The sequence below is a fragment of the Paraburkholderia sediminicola genome, from assembly GCF_046027825.1.
Lineage (GTDB): Bacteria > Pseudomonadota > Gammaproteobacteria > Burkholderiales > Burkholderiaceae > Paraburkholderia > Paraburkholderia sediminicola_D.
In genome coordinates, this window is the sequence record NZ_JAQQDU010000073.1 from 26089 (window position 1) to 43758 (window position 17670).

18 protein-coding genes are annotated in these 17670 nt (G+C 61.6%); 6 read left to right on the plus strand and 12 right to left on the minus strand.

Annotation, left to right across the window (positions count from 1 at the left end):
- Positions 1–10 precede the first annotated feature (10 nt).
- Together PQQ96_RS30620 and PQQ96_RS30625 are read left to right on the plus strand one after the other, a co-directional pair.
- Entirely contained in the window at positions 11–469 is a 459-nt protein-coding gene (locus tag PQQ96_RS30620) for a MaoC family dehydratase (RefSeq protein ID WP_408299523.1), read from the plus strand.
- Complete coding sequence (locus tag PQQ96_RS30625) at positions 466–945, plus strand: MaoC family dehydratase (protein WP_408299525.1); 480 nt, start codon at positions 466–468, stop codon at positions 943–945. Before PQQ96_RS30620 ends, PQQ96_RS30625 begins: the two co-directional genes overlap by 4 nt.
- Before the next feature lie 157 nt (positions 946–1102).
- Here PQQ96_RS30625 and PQQ96_RS30630 read toward each other — a convergent pair whose 3' ends face one another.
- The 6 genes from PQQ96_RS30630 to PQQ96_RS30655 all read right to left on the minus strand — a co-directional run bounded on the left by PQQ96_RS30630 (position 1103) and on the right by PQQ96_RS30655 (position 7506).
- Positions 1103–1804 (minus strand): glutathione binding-like protein, encoded by a 702-nt coding sequence (locus PQQ96_RS30630; RefSeq protein ID WP_408299527.1) that lies wholly within the window; start codon positions 1802–1804, stop codon positions 1103–1105.
- Positions 1805–1977: 173 nt separating this feature from the next.
- On the minus strand, positions 1978–3237 hold the full coding sequence (locus tag PQQ96_RS30635; RefSeq protein ID WP_408299529.1) for an acyl-CoA dehydrogenase family protein: 1260 nt from the start codon (positions 3235–3237) through the stop codon (positions 1978–1980).
- A gap of 62 nt (positions 3238–3299) precedes the next feature.
- Entirely contained in the window at positions 3300–4406 is a 1107-nt protein-coding gene (locus PQQ96_RS30640; RefSeq protein ID WP_408299531.1) for a phosphotransferase, read from the minus strand.
- A 20-nt stretch (positions 4407–4426) separates the two neighbouring features.
- Positions 4427–5143 carry a histidine phosphatase family protein gene (locus PQQ96_RS30645; RefSeq protein WP_408299533.1) on the minus strand — a complete coding sequence of 239 codons (717 nt, stop codon included), beginning with the start codon at positions 5141–5143 and terminating at the stop codon, positions 4427–4429.
- Between the two features lie 21 nt (positions 5144–5164).
- Entirely contained in the window at positions 5165–5953 is a 789-nt protein-coding gene (locus PQQ96_RS30650) for an oxepin-CoA hydrolase, alternative type (protein WP_408299535.1), read from the minus strand.
- Positions 5950–7506 carry a 3-hydroxyacyl-CoA dehydrogenase gene (locus PQQ96_RS30655; RefSeq protein WP_408299537.1) on the minus strand — a complete coding sequence of 519 codons (1557 nt, stop codon included), beginning with the start codon at positions 7504–7506 and terminating at the stop codon, positions 5950–5952. Before PQQ96_RS30655 ends, PQQ96_RS30650 begins: the two co-directional genes overlap by 4 nt.
- 126 nt (positions 7507–7632) lie before the next feature.
- Here PQQ96_RS30655 and PQQ96_RS30660 point away from each other — a divergent pair, with 126 nt between their 5' ends.
- The gene (locus PQQ96_RS30660) at positions 7633–8280 is read left to right on the plus strand and encodes a glutathione S-transferase family protein (RefSeq protein ID WP_408299538.1); all 648 of its coding nucleotides are present in this window, start codon (positions 7633–7635) and stop codon (positions 8278–8280) included.
- Positions 8281–8389: 109 nt separating this feature from the next.
- Here the strand turns inward: PQQ96_RS30660 and PQQ96_RS30665 are convergent, their stop codons facing one another.
- Positions 8390–9562: a pyridoxal phosphate-dependent aminotransferase gene (locus PQQ96_RS30665; protein WP_408299540.1), complete on the minus strand. Its 1173-nt coding sequence runs from the start codon at positions 9560–9562 to the stop codon at positions 8390–8392.
- Between the two features lie 136 nt (positions 9563–9698).
- On the minus strand, positions 9699–10187 hold the full coding sequence (locus PQQ96_RS30670; RefSeq protein WP_408299542.1) for a putative toxin-antitoxin system toxin component, PIN family: 489 nt from the start codon (positions 10185–10187) through the stop codon (positions 9699–9701).
- A gap of 57 nt (positions 10188–10244) precedes the next feature.
- Here PQQ96_RS30670 and yaaA point away from each other — a divergent pair, with 57 nt between their 5' ends.
- Together yaaA and PQQ96_RS30680 are read left to right on the plus strand one after the other, a co-directional pair.
- Entirely contained in the window at positions 10245–11027 is a 783-nt protein-coding gene (gene yaaA, locus PQQ96_RS30675; protein ID WP_408299544.1) for a peroxide stress protein YaaA, read from the plus strand.
- Positions 11028–11061: 34 nt separating this feature from the next.
- Complete coding sequence (locus PQQ96_RS30680; protein ID WP_408299546.1) at positions 11062–12216, plus strand: M14 family metallopeptidase; 1155 nt, start codon at positions 11062–11064, stop codon at positions 12214–12216.
- A gap of 112 nt (positions 12217–12328) precedes the next feature.
- On the opposite strand, the gene PQQ96_RS30685 is transcribed toward PQQ96_RS30680, so the two are convergent.
- The 4 genes from PQQ96_RS30685 to PQQ96_RS30700 form a co-directional block, all read right to left on the minus strand.
- The gene (locus PQQ96_RS30685) at positions 12329–13003 is read right to left on the minus strand and encodes a BspC domain-containing protein (protein WP_408299548.1); all 675 of its coding nucleotides are present in this window, start codon (positions 13001–13003) and stop codon (positions 12329–12331) included.
- A 167-nt stretch (positions 13004–13170) separates the two neighbouring features.
- On the minus strand, positions 13171–13845 hold the full coding sequence (locus tag PQQ96_RS30690; protein WP_408299554.1) for an energy-coupling factor ABC transporter permease: 675 nt from the start codon (positions 13843–13845) through the stop codon (positions 13171–13173).
- 114 nt (positions 13846–13959) lie between these two features.
- Positions 13960–14835, minus strand: coding sequence for a LuxR C-terminal-related transcriptional regulator (locus PQQ96_RS30695; RefSeq protein ID WP_408299550.1), 876 nt, complete (start codon positions 14833–14835; stop codon positions 13960–13962).
- 217 nt (positions 14836–15052) lie between these two features.
- Positions 15053–16267, minus strand: coding sequence for a DUF2863 family protein (locus PQQ96_RS30700; protein WP_408299552.1), 1215 nt, complete (start codon positions 16265–16267; stop codon positions 15053–15055).
- A gap of 271 nt (positions 16268–16538) precedes the next feature.
- Between PQQ96_RS30700 and PQQ96_RS30705 the strand changes: the two genes are divergently transcribed.
- Complete coding sequence (locus PQQ96_RS30705) at positions 16539–17654, plus strand: AI-2E family transporter (protein WP_408299556.1); 1116 nt, start codon at positions 16539–16541, stop codon at positions 17652–17654.
- The last annotated feature ends 16 nt before the right edge of the window (positions 17655–17670 follow it).

The following is a 17670-nucleotide window of genomic DNA, read 5'->3' on the forward strand; positions in this document are numbered from 1 at the left end:
AGGTGTGACGATGGTTCGGAGTTACGAGGACATGGTAGTCGGCACGACTACCGAAATCGGCAAGCATACTTTTACGCGTGAAGAGATTGTCGAGTTCGCGGAGAAGTTCGATCCGCAACCATTTCACGTGGACGAGGCTGCAGCCGCGGAGTCGCCGTTTCGCGGACTGATCGCAAGCGGTTGGCACACCTGTTCGGTCATGATGGGCATGCTGGTGCGCAACGCGATTGCGGGTTCCACGTCAATGGGCTCGCCCGGTATCGACGAGATCCGCTGGTTGAAGCCGGTGCGCGTCGGTGACACGATCACGATGACGAACACCGTACTCGACAAGCGCGTTTCAGCGAGTAAGCCGGATCGCGGCATCGTGTCGACGCAGTGGGAAGGCATCAACCAGCACGGCGAAACGGTGGTTACTGTGCGCTCCAAAGGGTTGTTCGGACTACGCATTCCGGGAGTCGCGTCATGACGACCAGCAGCGCGGTGCCCGCCGCAACGTTTGGCGATGCAGCGGCGTTGCGTGCGCTGGTTGGCGCCGAATCGCTGGTTAGCGACTGGCTGACGGTCGATCAAGCGAGCGTCGATCGTTTCGCCGAGGCCACCGGCGATCATCAATGGATTCACGTCGACCCCGAGCGGGCGCGGCGTGAGTCGCCGTTCGGTGGTCCGGTCGCGCATGGGTTCATGACGCTGTCGTTCATTCCGGCGCTGCTCGGAAAGACGGTGGCGCTCAAGCAGCGCATGGGCGTCAATTACGGATTGAATCGCGTGCGCTTCACGTCGCCGGTTCTGGTTGGCTCGCAACTGCGCGCACGGTTCGCGGTTGAATCCGTCACCGACATCGAAAACGCCGGTGTACAGGTTGAGTGGAACGTGACGCTGGAGCGGCAGGGCGGCGAGCGGCCGGTATGTGTCGCGGAGTTCATCACGCGGCACTATTTCTAACCGGTCATAGCCGACCGGTTGGCAAAAAAAGCGCGAGTGGCAGTGATGCCATCTCGCGCTTTTTTATGTCGACGCCTCTACGGATGCGAGTGCTGCGGTCAATTTCAATTTCAACGTCAGTGCGAACAGACGTCGATGCCACGGGACGACGGCACGACTACCGCTTCGCGTACTGCGTCGCACCGAACAGCATCTCTTTAGCCTTATCGTCCATGAGCGGCTTGCGGGCCGATGCCAGCACTTCAACACCGCGTACCACTGCCGGACGCGCGGCAATTTCTTCGTGCCACCGCTTCACATTCGGAAACGTGTCCAGTTCGATACCCTGGTTTTGCCACGAACGTGTCCACGGAAACGCGGCGATGTCAGCGATCGTGTAGTCATTGCCGGCAAGGTACTGCGTCTTGCCGAGTTGCGTGTCCATCACACCGTACAGACGACGGGTCTCGTTCGTGTAGCGGTTGATCGCGTATTCAATCGGTTCCGGCGCGTAAACGCGGAAATGATGCGTTTGTCCAAGCATCGGGCCGATGCCGCCCATCTGGAACATCAGCCATTGCAGCGTCGCATAGCGTTTAGCTGGATCGGTCGGCAGGAATTTGCCGGTTTTCTCGGCAAGATAAATCAGAATCGCGCCCGATTCGAATAGCGCAAACGGCTTGCCGTCGGCTTCTTCCGGACCTTCGGAATCGGTGATCGCCGGAATCTTGTTGTTAGGGCTAATGGCGAGGAATTCGGCTTTGAACTGGTCACCCGCGCCGATATCGACGCCATGCACCGTGTACGCGAGGCCCGTTTCCTCGAGCATGATATGAACCTTGTGGCCGTTCGGGGTGGCCCAGCTATAGACGTCGATCATCCTGGCTCCTTTGTTTTGTGAAAGTGGCGCCGCAGAGGGCGCCGCAATTGACAAAAATTAGAGCACAGATCGAACGATGCTGCTGGCCGTGCCACCATGAGCCAGTCTCGACCTCGGGGCGCAATCAAACGCCGCGAAGCTAAGCTCGAACGTCCGCTCAGGCGATCAAACGTTCAAGACCGTGTAATCGGCGTCTCCACGCGAGCCGCAGCACCCGCATCCATATAGCGCGCCAGTTCGAGTTTCGCGATCGCGTTGCGGTGCACTTCGTCCGGGCCATCGGCGAAGCGTAGCGTCCGCGCGGATGCATACGCATATGCGAGCGGAAAATCGTCGCTGACGCCGCCACCTCCATGCGCCTGGATCGCCCAATCGATCACCTGGCAAGCCATATTCGGCGCGACCACCTTGATCATGGCGATCTCGCCGCGCGCGCCCTTGTTGCCGACCGTGTCCATCATGTATGCGGTCTTCAGCGTCAGCAGACGCGCCTGTTCAATCATGCAACGCGCCTCGGCCATGCGCTCCTGTGTGACACCTTGCGCCGCAACGGGCTTACCGAAAGCGACGCGTTGCATGGAGCGTTTCGCCATGAGTTCGAGCGCGCGTTCGGCGAGGCCGATCAAACGCATGCAGTGGTGGATGCGTCCCGGTCCGAGGCGGCCCTGGGCGATTTCGAAGCCGCGTCCTTCGCCGAGCAGCATGTTGGAGGCCGGCACGCGCACGTTGTCGAGCGTGATTTCCATGTGGCCGTGCGGCGCGTCGTCGTAGCCGAATACGGTGAGCGGGCGGTGCACGGTGATGCCGGTAGCATCGGCGGGGACCAGAATCATTGATTGCTGTGCATGGCGTGGCGCGTCAGGGTCGGTCTTGCCCATCACGATGTAGATCTTGCAGCGCGGATCTCCCGCACCGGACGACCACCACTTGTGACCGTTGATCACGTAGGTGTCGCCATCGCGCACGATGCTCGTCTGGATATTGGTCGCGTCCGACGAGGCCACTTCCGGCTCGGTCATCAGAAACGCCGAACGGATGTGCCCTTGCAGGAGCGGTTCGAGCCATTCGCGTTTGTTGTCTTCACTGCCGTAGCGCTCGATCGTTTCCATGTTGCCGGTGTCGGGCGCGTTGCAATTGAACACTTCCGGCGCCCAGGGCACGCGGCCCATGATCTCGCACAGCGGCGCGTACTCAAGATTCGTCAGACCGGCGCCGCGTACCGATTCAGGCAGGAACAGGTTCCACAAACCGGCATCGCGCGCCTTGTGTTTCAGTTGTTCGATCAGTTCGGTCGGCAGCCATGCGTTGCCGTTCTGGCGATTGCGCGCGATTTCGGCGTAGAACGCCTGCTCGTTTGGATAGATGTGTTCGTCGAAGAAGGCGAGCAGTTTCTCGCGCAGTGCCTGAACCTTCGGGGTGTAATCGAAATTCATGTATGACCTCGCGGATGACGAATGACGTTGGTTCAGGCGCGCGATTCAGCGCGCCGATTGGCTTACCGTACCTTCTGTGCGTAGCGCCAGGCGAGTTCTGCCATGGGCTTCGCACGACTGCCGGCATCGAGCGCCTGAGCGCTGGCCGCCGTGCCGTCGACCACTCGCTTCATGATCCCTTGCAGGATCGCGGCGATGCGGAACATGTTGTACGCCAGGTAGAAATTCCAGTCGCCGTGGATCTCGAAGCCGGTGCGCTTGCAATAGCGCTCGACATACTGCGCTTCGTCGGGAATGCCGAGGGCTGCCCAGTCGAGACCCGCAATGCCGCGGAATTGCGCCGGATCGACGTGCCACGCCATGCAGTGATAGGCGAAGTCGGCGAGCGGGTCACCGAGTGTGGACAGCTCCCAGTCGAGTACGGCCAGTACGCGTGGCTCGTTGGGGTGGAAGATCAGGTTGTCGAGCCGGTAGTCGCCATGCACAACCGAGGTGCGCTCACCCGTTTCCGCCGGCATATGGTGCGGCAGCCATTCGATCAGGCGCTGCATCGCGTCGATCGGTTCGGTTTCGGACGCAATGTACTGCTTGCTCCAGCGGCCGATCTGACGTGCGAAGTAGTTGCCCGGTTTGCCGTAGTCGGCAAGACCGATTGATGTGACGTCGACGGTATGCAGTGCGGCGATCACGCGATTCATTTCGTCGTAAATCGCCGTGCGTTCCGCCGGCGTCATGCCAGGCAAAGACTGGTCCCACAGCACGCGGCCCTCGACGAACTCCATCACGTAGAACGCCCGGCCGATCACGCTTTCGTCGTCGCACAAGGCGAGCATGTTCGCGACCGGCACGTCGGTATCGGCAAGCGCATGCATCACGCGGTATTCGCGTTCGACGGCGTGCGCTGAGGGCAGTAGCTTCGCGGCCGGCCCGGGCTTGGCGCGCATCACGTACGAGCGCGATGGCGTCACGAGTTTGAAGGTGGGGTTGGACTGGCCGCCGGCGAATTGCTCCAGCGTGAGCGGGCCGGAGAATCCGTCGACATGCTGGGCTAGCCACGTGGCGAGCGCGTCACTGTCAAAGCGTTGCCGCTCGTTGACCGGGCGCGTGCCCTCGAAGGCCGAATAATCCGGTTTGTGTTCTGGTTCGCCGTTCTGTGTGGCTTGCACCATATGTCTCCTCCAGTTCGGGTTCAGCTACGCTTGTATTGAATGAATTGTGCGTAGAGCATTTCCATCGTGGTATTGCGAACGTCGCGATGGAGCGGCGACGGCGGTGAATAGTTGATCGTGCGCAGCACCCAGTCGCGCGGCTCGGCACCGACGTCGAGCGCGTTGATGCAACCGGTGGCCTGCGCCAGATGGCCGAAGAAAGTGCGGCCGCCGGCGGTGAGCGCGTGGGACAGAATCGCGCGATTCACGCCGCCGTGCAGCACCAGCAACGCGGTGTCCCACGACGTGTCCTCGCGCAACGCCGCCACCGCGGGCAACACGCGGTCGAACAACGCGCCGATGGTTTCGCCGTCGAGAAAACGCGTGCTTTCCGGCACGATGCCGTCGAACACGCCGAGAAATGCTGCTTCGATATCCTGCAACGGAATGTTGCCAAGCTTGCCGCCGCGAATTTCCTGCCATGCAGGCTCGATTTCGAGTTCGATCTGCTGACCGGTCTCGGCCAATACGCGCTGCGCGGTTTCGACTGTGCGCGGCAAGCCGCTCACAATCACCCGATCGAACCGCACGTGCTGCTCGGCGAACGCTCGGCCTGCTGCGCTTGCCTGCTCGCGGCCGTTCGCGTTCAACGGCACGGTTTCAGGATCGATCGCGCGGCCGCTGTCGTCGAAGTAGGTCACGTCGCCGTGACGCATCAGGAAGATGCGGCGGCGCTTGGGGAGTTGGTATTCAGGCATCGTCCCTTCGGTTTCTTATGTTCACTTGTAGACTGGAGCGCGTTTTTCGAGGAACGCGGAAATTCCTTCGAGACCGTCGCGATGATGCAGGGATGCGACGAAGCCGTCGCGTTCGGCAACCAGATGTTCAGCGAGCGGTTGTGCGCCGGCCGCGCCGATAAGCCCCTTGATGCGCGCGACCGAATTCGGCGAAATCTTGCCGAGCTCGTCAGCCCAGGCGACCGCGGCGTCGCGTACTGCGCCGGTCTTCGCCAGTTTGTTGACCACGCCGAGGTCGTGCAGACGCGTGGCGCCGATCGGTTTGCCTTCGATCAGCACCTCGGTCGCCAGTTGACGCGGTAACGCCCGCGCGAGAAACCACGAGCCGCCGCCATCCGGTGTGAGACCAACGCGCGCATACGACATGACGAACTTGGCGTCTTCGGCGGCGACGATCAGATCGCACGCGAGCGCTAGCGAAAACCCCGCGCCGGCAGCGGCGCCATCAACGGCGGCGATCACCGGCTTCGACGACAGGCGCAGCGCCGAAATCCATTCGCCGAGCAGATCGATGCTCTCCGCCTGCACCGACGGATCTTTTGCACGGTTTTCCAGCAAGCGGTTCAGATTGCCGCCGGCACAAAAGAAATTGTCTGCGCCGGTAATCACGATGGCGCGGATCGACGGATCGCGCTCCGCCGAATCGAGCGCTTCGATGCCCGCGGCATACATGTCCGGATGCAACGCATTGCGTGCGCCGGGGTTCGACAGCGTGAGGACCAGCGTCGATTCGCTTTCAGTCGGGCGCGAGGTGAGAAGTTCGGCGCTCATTGTTGAGTCTCCGTTTGAGTGTCGGCTGCGTCGCGTTGTGTCAGCGACAGACCAAGTTGCGCTCGCCTTGCAAGCCAAGGGGATGGACGGTAGCGCGGGTCGCCGAGCACGCTGAATATATTGCGCAAGATGGTGAGGATCGTTTTCGCGCCGAGCGCGTCGCCGAGTGCGAGCGGTCCGCGTGGGTAGCCAAGGCCGAGCGTCACGGCGAGGTCGATATCGTCCGGCGTCGCGATCTGTTTTTGCGCAATGTCGCAGCCGATGTTGACGATCGTTGCCACCACGCGTTGCGCGACGAAGCCGGTCGAGTCGCGGATCACGGTGACGGGAACGCCGTCGGCGGCAAATAGCGCGTGCGCGGTCTCGCGTGCGGCGCGGCTGGTGGCGGGCGTCGTCATGAGCGTGCGTCGCTGCGCGGCGGCCAGCGGGAATAGGGTGTCGATAGCGACAACGCGCGTTGCATCGAGCGCTTCGTCGACGGCGGCGGTGGTTGCGTCATGACCGAATGGTGTCACGACGATCAGCGAGTCTGCTGCGGGTGCGGCGCCTTCGTCGAGCTTTACGCCGGCTTTGGCGATGAGTTGCACGACCGCTTCATGCGCGTGCGGATAACGCTTGCTGACCCACACGCTGTGCGGCAGTTCAGTCGGCGCGGGCGCTTCGGCGGGCACTTGCTGCTTGCCTTCTTCGTAGCGGTAGAAGCCTTCGCCCGTTTTGCGGCCGATCAGCCCGCCCGCGAGTCGCGTACCCGTGATAGGCGAGGGCGTGAAGCGCGGTTCTTCATAGAACTGGTGATAGATCGATTCCATCACCGGGTGCGAGACGTCGAGCGCGGTCAGATCCAGCAGTTCGAACGGCCCGAGGCGGAAGCCCGCCTGCTCGCGCATGATGCGATCGATGTCGGCGAAGCTCGCAACGCCTTCACCCGCGACACGCAGGCCTTCTGTGTTCATACCGCGACCGGCATGATTGACGATGAAGCCAGGCATGTCTTTCGCGCGCACCGGCGTGTGACCCATGCGGCGCGCGAGGTCCATCAGCGCGTCGCCGACGGCGGGATCGCTGCGCAGGCCGTCGATCACTTCGACGACCTTCATGAGCGGAACCGGATTGAAGAAGTGATAGCCGGCCACGCGTGACGGATTTGTGCAGCCGGCCGCAATCGCCGTAATCGACAACGACGAGGTGTTCGACGCCAGCACGCAACGGCCGCTCACCACCGTTTCGAGCTCGCGAAAGAGGGCCTGTTTCACGTCGAGTTTTTCGACGATCGCCTCGACCACCATATCGCAATCGGCCAGATCGCCGATGACCTGCGCGCCGCTCACGTTAGCCAGCGCGGCGAGCGAGCGGGCCTGGTCGAGCTTGCCTTTGGCGGTTAATTTGGCGAAAGTCTCGGCGAGGTAGTCGCGCGCGGTGCCGATCGCAGCGGGGTTGGTGTCGTAAAGACGCACGGTGAGGCCCGCCAGTGCGGCAATCTGGGCGATGCCGCGGCCCATTGCACCGGTTCCGACAATGCCGATAGTCTCGATACTGAAATTGCGAGAGGTCATTGTGATGCTCGACTCCATGGTTATTTTAGAATAGCACGATCGTGCAATTTACTGGATGATTGATCGCAGGCCGCTGCTTTGTTTTTGACGAGCGGTCTCAAACAACCCGAAGGAAGGAGACACCCGATGATCAAACTGTGCGGCTTCGCGCTTTCTAACTATTACAACAAGGTGAAGTTCGTGCTTCTCGAACACGGCATTCCGTTCGAGGAAGTGTTCGTGCTGCCGAGCCAGGAAGAGACGATGCTCGAGCATTCTCCGCTCGGCAAGGTCCCCTATATCCAGACCGAGCACGGCGATCTGTGCGAATCGCAAAGCATCGTCGAGTACCTGGCCGCGCGTTTCCCCGACAAGGCGATTTTCTCTGCTGACCCATGGGAAGCGGCCAAGGAGCGCGAGTTGATCATGTTCGTGGATGTGCATCTCGAACTGACCGCGCGCAATCTCTACAAGGAAGCATTCTTTGGCGGCACCGTGACTGACGCGACCAAGGCGCGCGTCGAGAAGCTGCTCGCCCATCACATTACCGGCTTCAAGCGGATTGCGAAGTTCGGGCCGTATTTGCGCGGCGAGCGTTTCAGTGTCGCCGACGCAGCGGGTTTTGTGAGTTTGCCGCTGGTGGGCATGGCGACGCAGACCATCTACGGCCGCGATTTGCTGCTCGACGCCGGCGTGGACTGGAAAAGCTATCTGAAGGCGATCAACGCCCGGCCGGCCGCGCAGCGCGTGACCGACGATCGTAAGGCGTACATCGCGGCCTCGCGTCCGGCCTGACGCGCGAGTGTAGTGCGGGTGACATGAAATCGGGCGTGCAACGCACGCGTGGGCCGCTGCGCGCGATGGCGAGGAACGTGGGTTCGTTCGCAGCATCGCGCGGGGCGTCCTAGAGCCGCGCCAGCCGGTCGAGCGCGGAGGCGAGGGTGGCTTCCTGCTTGGCAAAGCAGAAGCGCACTACGCCTGATTCATGTGCCTCGTGATAGAACGCCGACACCGGAATTGCCGCGACCCCGATCTCGCCGGTCAGCCATTGCGCAAATTCGGCTTCGGGCAAATCGCTGATCGCCGAATAGTCGACGCACTGGAAGTATGTGCCGGTGCAAGGCAACAGCTTGAAGCGCGAATTCGCGAGGCCGGCGCGGAAGAAATCGCGTTTCTTCTGATAAAACGCGGGGAGGTCCAGATACGGTGCCGGATCCTTCATGTAGTCCGCGAGGCCGACCTGCATCGGCGTGTTCACCGTGAACACGTTGAACTGGTGCACTTTGCGGAATTCGGCCGTGAGCGCGGCGGGCGCGGCTACGTAGCCGACCTTCCAGCCGGTGACGTGATAGGTCTTGCCGAAGCTCGACACCACGAAACTGCGCTGCGCCAGTTCGGGGTAACGCGCCACGCTTTCGTGCGGCGCGCCGTCGTACACCATGTGCTCGTACACCTCGTCCGACAGAATCAGCACGTTGGTGCCACGCACGATTTCTTCGAGCTTGCGCATGTCTTCCGCGCGCCAGGCCGTACCGGTCGGGTTGTGCGGCGTGTTGATCAGCAGGAGCCGTGTTTTCGGCGTGATCGCGGCGGCAAGCTTGTCGAACGGGATTGTGTAGTCCGGCGCTTCGAGCGTGACGAATACCGGCTTGCCGCCGGCCAGCTCGATCGACGGCACGTAGCTGTCGTAGTTCGGCTCGATCACGATTACTTCGTCGCCCGGATGCACGGTGCAGAGAATCGCGGTCAGCAGCGCCTGCGTGGCGCCTGCTGTCACGGTGATTTCGCTGGTGGCGTCGTAGCGGCGGCCGTACAGGTTTGCGATCTTGTCCGAAATCGCCTGACGCAGCGGTGCGGCACCGGCCATTGGCGGGTATTGATTGTGGCCGTCGCGCATGGCGTTCGCGACCGCGTCGACAATGCGGGGGTCGCAGCCGAAGTCGGGAAAGCCCTGACCGAGATTCACCGCGCCTTTTTCGGCGGCGAGCGCACTCATCACGGTGAAAATCGTCGTGCCGACATCCGGCAGGCGGGACGGAAACGAGGGACTCATGGGCGTGTCGTGCGGTGCATTCATGGCGCTGTCCGGAGCGTGGTCGGGTGAGTTGGCGAAATTGACAGGGGGCGTCGTTCGAAAAGGACGAAGCCTGATTGTAGGGAATCGCGGCGCTGCGTGCGCGCGGCCGGCCCGACGTTGGCCATCCGGCCAGGGGTCATACGGGCGCGGGCTCGTCAGCGATTGTCACGCAGGCGCTGACGAACGGTGCCGGCTGTGCGATCTGGAAGCCGAAGTCACGCGCAATCCGTTTGGCGAGTTTCAACACCGCGCGGTCTTTCGATACCAGCCAGTCGGCCTGTGCGGCGTGCGCGAGCTCGAGGAATTTCTGGTCGTCGCGGTCTTTGCATTTCGGTAACGGCCTGGCATCCTCCGCGGGTGCAGCGGGTTCGACCAATTGCGAAAGGCGTGCAACGACGGCAAGCGCCGCCGTCTTGTCGACATTGCGATGCACGAATTGCGGATAGTCGAGCACGTAGGCGAGTTCGGCAAGGCAGCGCGCGTCGATCAGCGCGGCCAGCGTGCCACGTTCGAGTGCGGCGCGGATCGGCCGCGTGTGGGGATCGTCGAACACGAGAATATCGATCCATACGTTGGAATCGAGGACGACGCGCAAAGCGCTGTGTGAGGCATGGGAACCGGGCATTCGTTACAATCTGGCTTTCGTCTTTGACCGCCAGGCACGGCGTGCCTGCAAGCCTCTATGATAATCGTTCTGTCGCCGGCGAAATCGCTCGACTACGAAACCCCTCCGCACGTCAAAAAGCACACGATCCCCGATTTCGTCGATGATGCGGCCGAATTGATCGGCGGATTGCGCCTTTTGTCGCCGCAGCAGATCGGTTCGTTGATGAGCATTTCCGATCAGCTTGCGCACCTCAATTTTCAGCGTTACGCAGAATGGTCGCCCAGCTTTGGCACGCACAACGCCAAACAGGCGGTGCTCGCGTTCAATGGCGATGTGTACGAAGGCTTCAACGCCAGGACGTTGTCGTCGGCCGATCTGGATTACGCACAGAACCACGTACGTGTGCTTTCCGGCCTGTATGGACTGCTGCGCCCGCTTGATTTGCTGCAACCGTACCGGCTGGAAATGGGCACGCGCTTTGCCAATACACGCGGCAAGGATCTCTACGCGTTCTGGGGCGAGCGGATCACGCAGGCGTTGAACGCGCAACTGAAGAAGAGTGCTGCCGCCTCGCGCGTGCTGGTCAACTGTGCTTCGGGCGAGTACTTCAAATCGGTCAAGCCCAGGCTGCTCGAAGCGCCGATCGTCACACCGGTGTTCGAAGACTGGAAGGGTGGCCGCTACAAGATCATCAGTTTCCACGCAAAGCGCGCGCGCGGTCTGATGGCGCGCTACGCGGTCGAAAACCGTCTCGACAAGCCCGAGCAGTTGAAGGACTTCGATTCCGAAGGCTACGCATTCGACGCCGAAGCCTCGAATGATTCCACTTACGTATTCCGCCGCCGCATCGCTGACTAGGCGATTGCCGCGCACACAAGCAGGGAAGAATCTCATGACGTTATCGATTTCGAGCAACTTCGACGCAGGTGCGATTGAAGTGCTGGCCTGCGAAGACGCTGGCAACATCCGTCTGCGCGTGCGGCCCGACAGCCACGCCGAGTTCGCGCAGTGGTTCTATTTCGGATTGTCCGGCGCGGCTGGAGAGCGCTGCGTGATGACCTTCGAAAATGCCGCAGCGTGCGCATTCGCGGAAGGCTGGCGCGACTACCAGGCGGTAGCGAGCTATGACCGGGTGAACTGGTTCCGCGTGCCGACTTCTTACGACGGCCGTGTGTTGACGATCGACCACACGCCGGATTTCGACCGCATCTACTACGCGTATTTCGAGCCGTATAGTGAGGAACGTCATTCGGAGTTTCTCGGCGCGGTTCAGCAGATGCCGCAGGCCACGCTCACGGAGTTGGGCAAGACCGTCGAAGGCCGGCCGATGTCGCTGCTGACGCTGGGCACCCCGCAAACCGGTGACACGCCCAAGAAGAAGATCTGGTTGATTGCGCGCCAGCACCCTGGCGAGACGATGGCCGAATGGTTTATCGAAGGTCTCGTCAAGCGCCTCGCGGGTTGGGGCGATTGGGCGGGCGATCCGGTGGCGCGCAAGCTCTACGATCACGCGGTGTTCTACATCGTGCCGAACATGAATCCGGACGGCAGCGTGCACGGCAATCTGCGTACCAACGCGACGGGTGCGAACCTGAACCGCGAATGGATGGAGCCGGACGCCGCGCGCAGTCCTGAGGTGCTGGTGGTGCGTGACGCCATTCACGCGACCGGTTGCGACCTCTTTTTCGATATCCACGGCGACGAGGCACTGCCGTACGTGTTCGTGGCCGGCTCCGAAATGCTGCCGGGTTTCACCGAGCGGCAGGGCGAAGAGCAGAAAGCGTTCATCGAAGCCTTCAAGCATTCGAGCCCGGACTTCCAGGATAAGTACGGCTACGCCGCGAGCAAGTATCGCGAGGATGCGCTCAAGCTGGCTTCAAAGTACATCGGCAACGAATTCGGCTGCCTGTCGTTGACGTTGGAGATGCCGTTCAAGGATAACGCCAATCTGCCGGACGAGCGGGTGGGTTGGAACGGCGAACGTAGCGCGTCGCTTGGCGCCGCCATGCTGCAGGCAATATTGCGGCACGTGGAGACGTTCGCCTAACCGGACGCTGCATAAAAAAGGGGCACACACTTTGAAAGTGCGTGCCCCGTTTTTTTGGGGGGTAGCATGACCCGCGGCGCCGGTCAGTTGAAGCGGCTGTGAGTCCTGCCCACTATTGAGCCTTTTTCGCCGGTGACTTCTTCGTGGTCGATTTGCTCGAGGACTTGCCCGCAGACTTGCTGGAAGTCGCTCGCGAAGATTTCCCCGAGCTTGCCTTCGAGGATTTGCCGGTCGCTTTCTTCGTTGTTTTGCCGCTAGCGGAGTGCTTGCCCTTCGCACTCTTATGGTTGCCCGAGGACGCTCGTGATCCCGTAGACCCGGAGCTATGCGCGCGGGCCGGCGGCACTGGATCGTTCCAGCTGAACGCCAGCATCTGGGCGCCTACATAGCCGCAGCGAAATTTGAGATCGGCTGGGTCCCCGCCGCTCTGGGGGATACCGAGTCCCTCGACGGTAACGATGTTGTCCACCTTGACGCGCTGCTTGCCCTCGTCGAACGAATCGTTCCAGGGGGTGACCGACGCGTGCGCGCTGTCGAAGGAGCTGGGTGGAAATTCGACATGGTCGAAAGCGGTCGATGTGCTTGCAACAAAATCGCCATGAGCGGCGCAGTCCGCGACCAGCGGGTCTGCATGCATGTCATTGACAAATTTGTTGACGAGATCGTTGTGCTGTTCGAGTTGATCGGCGTATGCGGGAGCAGTGCAAATGAGCGAGAGACCCGCTGCAAATGTTGCTAACCGGCCGACCAACCGCAGCAATCGGCGCGGTACGTTGGTGCGATCCATCTAGTTCGTTAGACGCTAATGAGACATGAGGCACGTAAGATGCACGGCGCGAGGGATGAGTTCAATCCTGACACAAATATTTTGTCCTGTCGTGGTGCATGGACTCAGGCGCTTTATGTGCCGAGACGACTGATTGCCGCAGATACGTGCTCGATGCCGCGCCCGTGTCAGGTGCGAGGCCCGCCCAATCGATATCGACGCACATCATACGTGGTGACCCACGCCGGACGGTAGACCGCGATCAATGCCGTCGACATACCCGTGAACCAGGCTTCGCCGGTGGCAAGCAGAAGCACGCTGAACGCGTAGCCGACCGGTACCACGGTCATTGAGCCGTCGGCGAGCGCGATGTGAACGCCGAGCGCCGCGGCCGCCGTGAGCGACACGGCAATGGCGGGTGAGACAAAACCCTGGCCGAAGATAAACATGAAGAGGTTACGCGGTAGCCAGGCGATGCTGGCGCGCTGGATCAAGGTCGAGATACCGACAGGCAACGCACCGAACACAATGAACGTTAGCGCAATGCCCTGCCAGGGGGCGTCGAAGACGACCGCGGCGAGACCGGTGACGATCGCCATGGCGATCAGCGCCAGCGCCCAATCGAATAATGTGACGACCAGCGTGGCGCCGAGCAGGTGCATGACTGTGCCGTCGTCGAGCCACGCATTGCTCGCCCACAGCACCGACACCGCGACGATGATCGCGAGCCAGACATGCTGGAGTGTGCCGTCCTGAAGTCGTTTGAAAGGATTTTTCCACAGCGCGAGCGCGACCACTATCGCAGTGGCGATCCAGCCACCGACAGCGACCCAGAACGGAAGCGGTGTGTAGAGGAAACCCATGTATCTCATATTACTCGTTGGACGAGAAAAGGTGTGAGCGGATTCCATGCCAGCCGGCGCGAACGCTGCCAGAAAGTGCGTGTTCCGATTCTGGCGCGCGCGCGCCGGCTGACGTTATGCCGAACCTGGCTTGTCCTGCTTCGCCGCTGGCGCGGCGGGCTCATCGCCGTAAGCCGTGCTCGGTTCGGCTGCCATTGGCAGCGTGTCGGCCGTGTCGTTCGCGGGCAACGGATACTGGAAGCGCCGCAGCGTGCGGCGCCGCAATGGCACCACACCGGCTTGTCCCATTACCGGACGAACCGGACCTTCGCCATCGTTGCGCAGTACTTGCAAATGAGCCGACAGCCAGCCGTTGTAGAGCGCGACCGCGGCGGCGCGATTGGGCGCTCCGAGTTGCTGGAATATGCTTGTCAGATGGATCTTGACGGTGCCTTCGCTAATGCCGAGCGTGCGCGCGATCATCTTGTTGGTGCTGCCCATGTGGACGCAGCGCATGATCTGCTCCTGACGGGGCGACAGGCCGTTGGACAGTTTGGTCCGGCGCGGTGGCGGATTCTTTTCATCGAACGGCCGGATGGCGGCATCTGGCGGTAGCGGAGGATCGAGCGCCAACGCGCCGGGCGGCACATAGTGGCCGCCCAGCAGAACCATCTCGAAAGCGCGCACGATCAGGCACGGGTCGGTTTCGCGCGGAACCACGCCGAGCACACCTTCGTCCATGAAGTCTCGCACGGCAGTGGGTGAGACCACGTCGGTCAGCACTGCAATGCGCAGGTCCGGGTAGTGGCTGAGCAAATGACGGGTATCGTCAACAGACATCCAGTCCTGCCAGTCGATCACGAGCAGGTCGGGCCGCAGGCGCTTGAGCGTACGCTCAACCTGACGCCAATCCTGTGCTTCGTTAAAGCGCGCTAACCGGTCGATTTGCCGCAGCAGCGCTTTGAGTCCATCGCGTCGTTCCGCGTCTGAGTTGAGTATTGAGAATCGCATGCCATGTCTCCAGATGAATCGGGCGAGGTGGCGCGATGCGTGCGGGCCGGCGAGGGTGCCGTGCGCATTACGATGCGCCACCGGCACTATCATGACAAATTCCCTTCGTTTTGACGGCCTGTCCAAAAGGCATAGGAAGAATGACGTAAAAAAAGCCCCGCACGCGGCGGGGCTTTCTGATGTCGCGGTGCGGCGCAATGACGCCGGCGCCGGTGGGTCAATGGAAATGCGGTTGCGCGGGCTCCGCGTCCTCCGGCATTTCGGCGTGGACGATTTCGCCGAGCGGGTCCGCATAGAGCGGGACACCGCAGTCATCGCAATATTCCGGTTCGAAGCGCCCTGCGTGGCGGCGCACATCGGTCACACCGGTTTCCTTGAGCAATGCGACGATTTCCTCGAGCGGGTCGTCTGACGCAGGCGTCTCTTGCGGTTCTTCATCGATGCCGGGCTCGCCGTTCTCGCGGCCATAAAGCGGCCACACGACGCCGTAGATCACATCATTGCTGCCCCGGCGCGTGAAGCCGACGCGATATTCGTCGATACGGCGCTCGCCGAAGCCCGCGACAACGGCGCGCAACTCCTGTGGCGCCGCGCCGATGGTGTCGAACAGATAGCGCACAGCGGTACGTACCGTGTGAGGGCGCACGCATTCGTCGGCGTCGCGGCACGCCGAATAATAGGCATCCGGCAGTAGACACTCGAACTCACAGCCGGGCAGCACCAGCGACAGATTGGCGCCACCTTGCGTTGCCCATTGTTCGAGGCATTGGCCACGCTCGATCCGGCTGCCGTTTTCTTCTTCCTGCCAGCGAAACGCCGGCTCGCCCACTGGCGCCGCGACCACAGCCAGCAGAAAACGCGGGTCGGCCAGGATCGGCGAAGTTTCCGGCAGTTCGCCAAAATTGAGTTTGACGTTGCCGCCACCCATCGCTGCTTGAGCGAGTTGCTGGGCAATGCGCCAGGTTTCGACGTGGTGACGCGGCAACTGATCGATGCTGTACAGGAACGGCGCCATGGCGACACGCGTATTGGCCGCGAGCACGTGCGCCTGCAGGTGCGCACGCAGCGCGTCGGCCGCGTCCGTCTTGAGCGGGCCGGAAGGAATCATGTAGCGAGTCCATGCCAGCACGGGCGCGGCAATCAGCAGCGCTTCGTAAGGAACGCCTTCATGATCGACGATGAACGACTCGCTGTGCGTTTCTGCCATGTCAGCGAGTGCGCCGTAGGCATCTGGATGATTCTGCTGCAGGTGATCGAGCGCGGCGTCCAGCGTAGTCTGGTTGGCGTTGCGGACGATCTTGGCCAGCAGCGCATCGAGCTTCGCTTCCCAGAAGCGGTCCTCGGTGCGGCTGCCCGACGCGAAAAGCGCGAGCGAGAGACCGACAAGCTTGTCGGCATCGGGGGGGAGACGTTTGGCTATTCGCGAGCGCATAAATCCGGAAGTTGGGGTGCACAGAACCTTATATTCTAGTCTTTTCTATGCCGCCATATTATTTGGCTGACTATGCCAGATGGATTAGGACGTTTCCACATGATAAATGAGCCTGCTGTACGCGCCGCCAGGCGCGTTGCGTGGCGTCTTGACCAGATGATATAAGACGTGCCCGGGGGCGTGACTCGCTTCTATACTGACTGCCTTCAATGGACGCTTGGCAAGCGTATGTCTATTCGTCGCTGTGGTCTGGCACAACAGGAGATTCATGGTGAAATCGGACCAACTGATTGAACGTCTCGCTGCAGTGTTCGCGTTGATCATATTGGTGGGCGGCTCCCTGCTGGTGCTAGCGCCTTTTACGACGGCGCTGCTGTGGGGCGCCATTCTCAGTTATAGCACGTGGGGCGTGTACCGGCGGCTCACCGCAGCGGTCGGGGGCCGGCGGAAGCTGGCCGCAACGTTGATCGTACTCATCATTCTGATTGTGGTGCTTGGCCCGTTCGTCTATGCCGGCTTTGCTTTCGGTGCGCATGTTCACGAGATCGTCGCGTTGGTGCAAAAGCTCTTTGAGGCTGGCTTGCCGGATTTGCCGCCGTGGGTGGGGCGAATCCCCCTGGTTGGCTCGAACATTGAGGCGTTTTGGTCGAATGTAACGAGTAGCAACTCTGAACTGATCGCGCAAATGCGTGCGCTTGCGGCGCCGGCCGGCAAGTGGATCCTGGCGGCTGCGATTGCCGTTACGCACGGTCTGGGTTTGTTGGCGCTGAGTATCGTGCTTGCGTTCTTCTTTTATACAGGCGGGGAAGGCGCGGCGGCCTGGCTGAAGGCGGGCATGCGGCGCATCGCCGGCGAACGCGCCGATTATTTGCTGGCGCTGGCGGGCAGCACGGTAAAGGGCGTGGTCTACGGGATTCTCGGCACTGCCCTTGTGCAAGGCGTTCTTGCCGGCTTCGGTTGCTGGATTGCGGGCGTCCCAGCACCGGCGTTGCTTGGGCTGGCGACGTTCTTTCTATCGGTGATACCGGGCGGCCCGGTTGTCGTCTGGTTGCCCGCGGCGATCTGGCTGTATCACGGCGGCGCAACGGGTTGGGCAATCTTTCTGGTCGTGTGGGGCGTGTTGGTCGTCGGCATGTCCGACAATGTCATCAAGCCGATCCTGATCGGCAAGAGTAGTGACATGCCGCTGATCCTGGTGATGCTGGGTATCCTGGGCGGCGCGTTTGCTTTCGGCTTCCTTGGCGTATTCATCGGCCCGACGTTGCTGGCGGTTGCCTATACCGTGCTGCACGATTGGACGATCGGTGCCCCGGCCGCGGGTGCTCTGGCCCCCGACGTGAAAGTGCCGGTTGTCGATGACCCGAGGCGCATAGAAAAAGCGCCTTGAAATAAATTTCAGATAC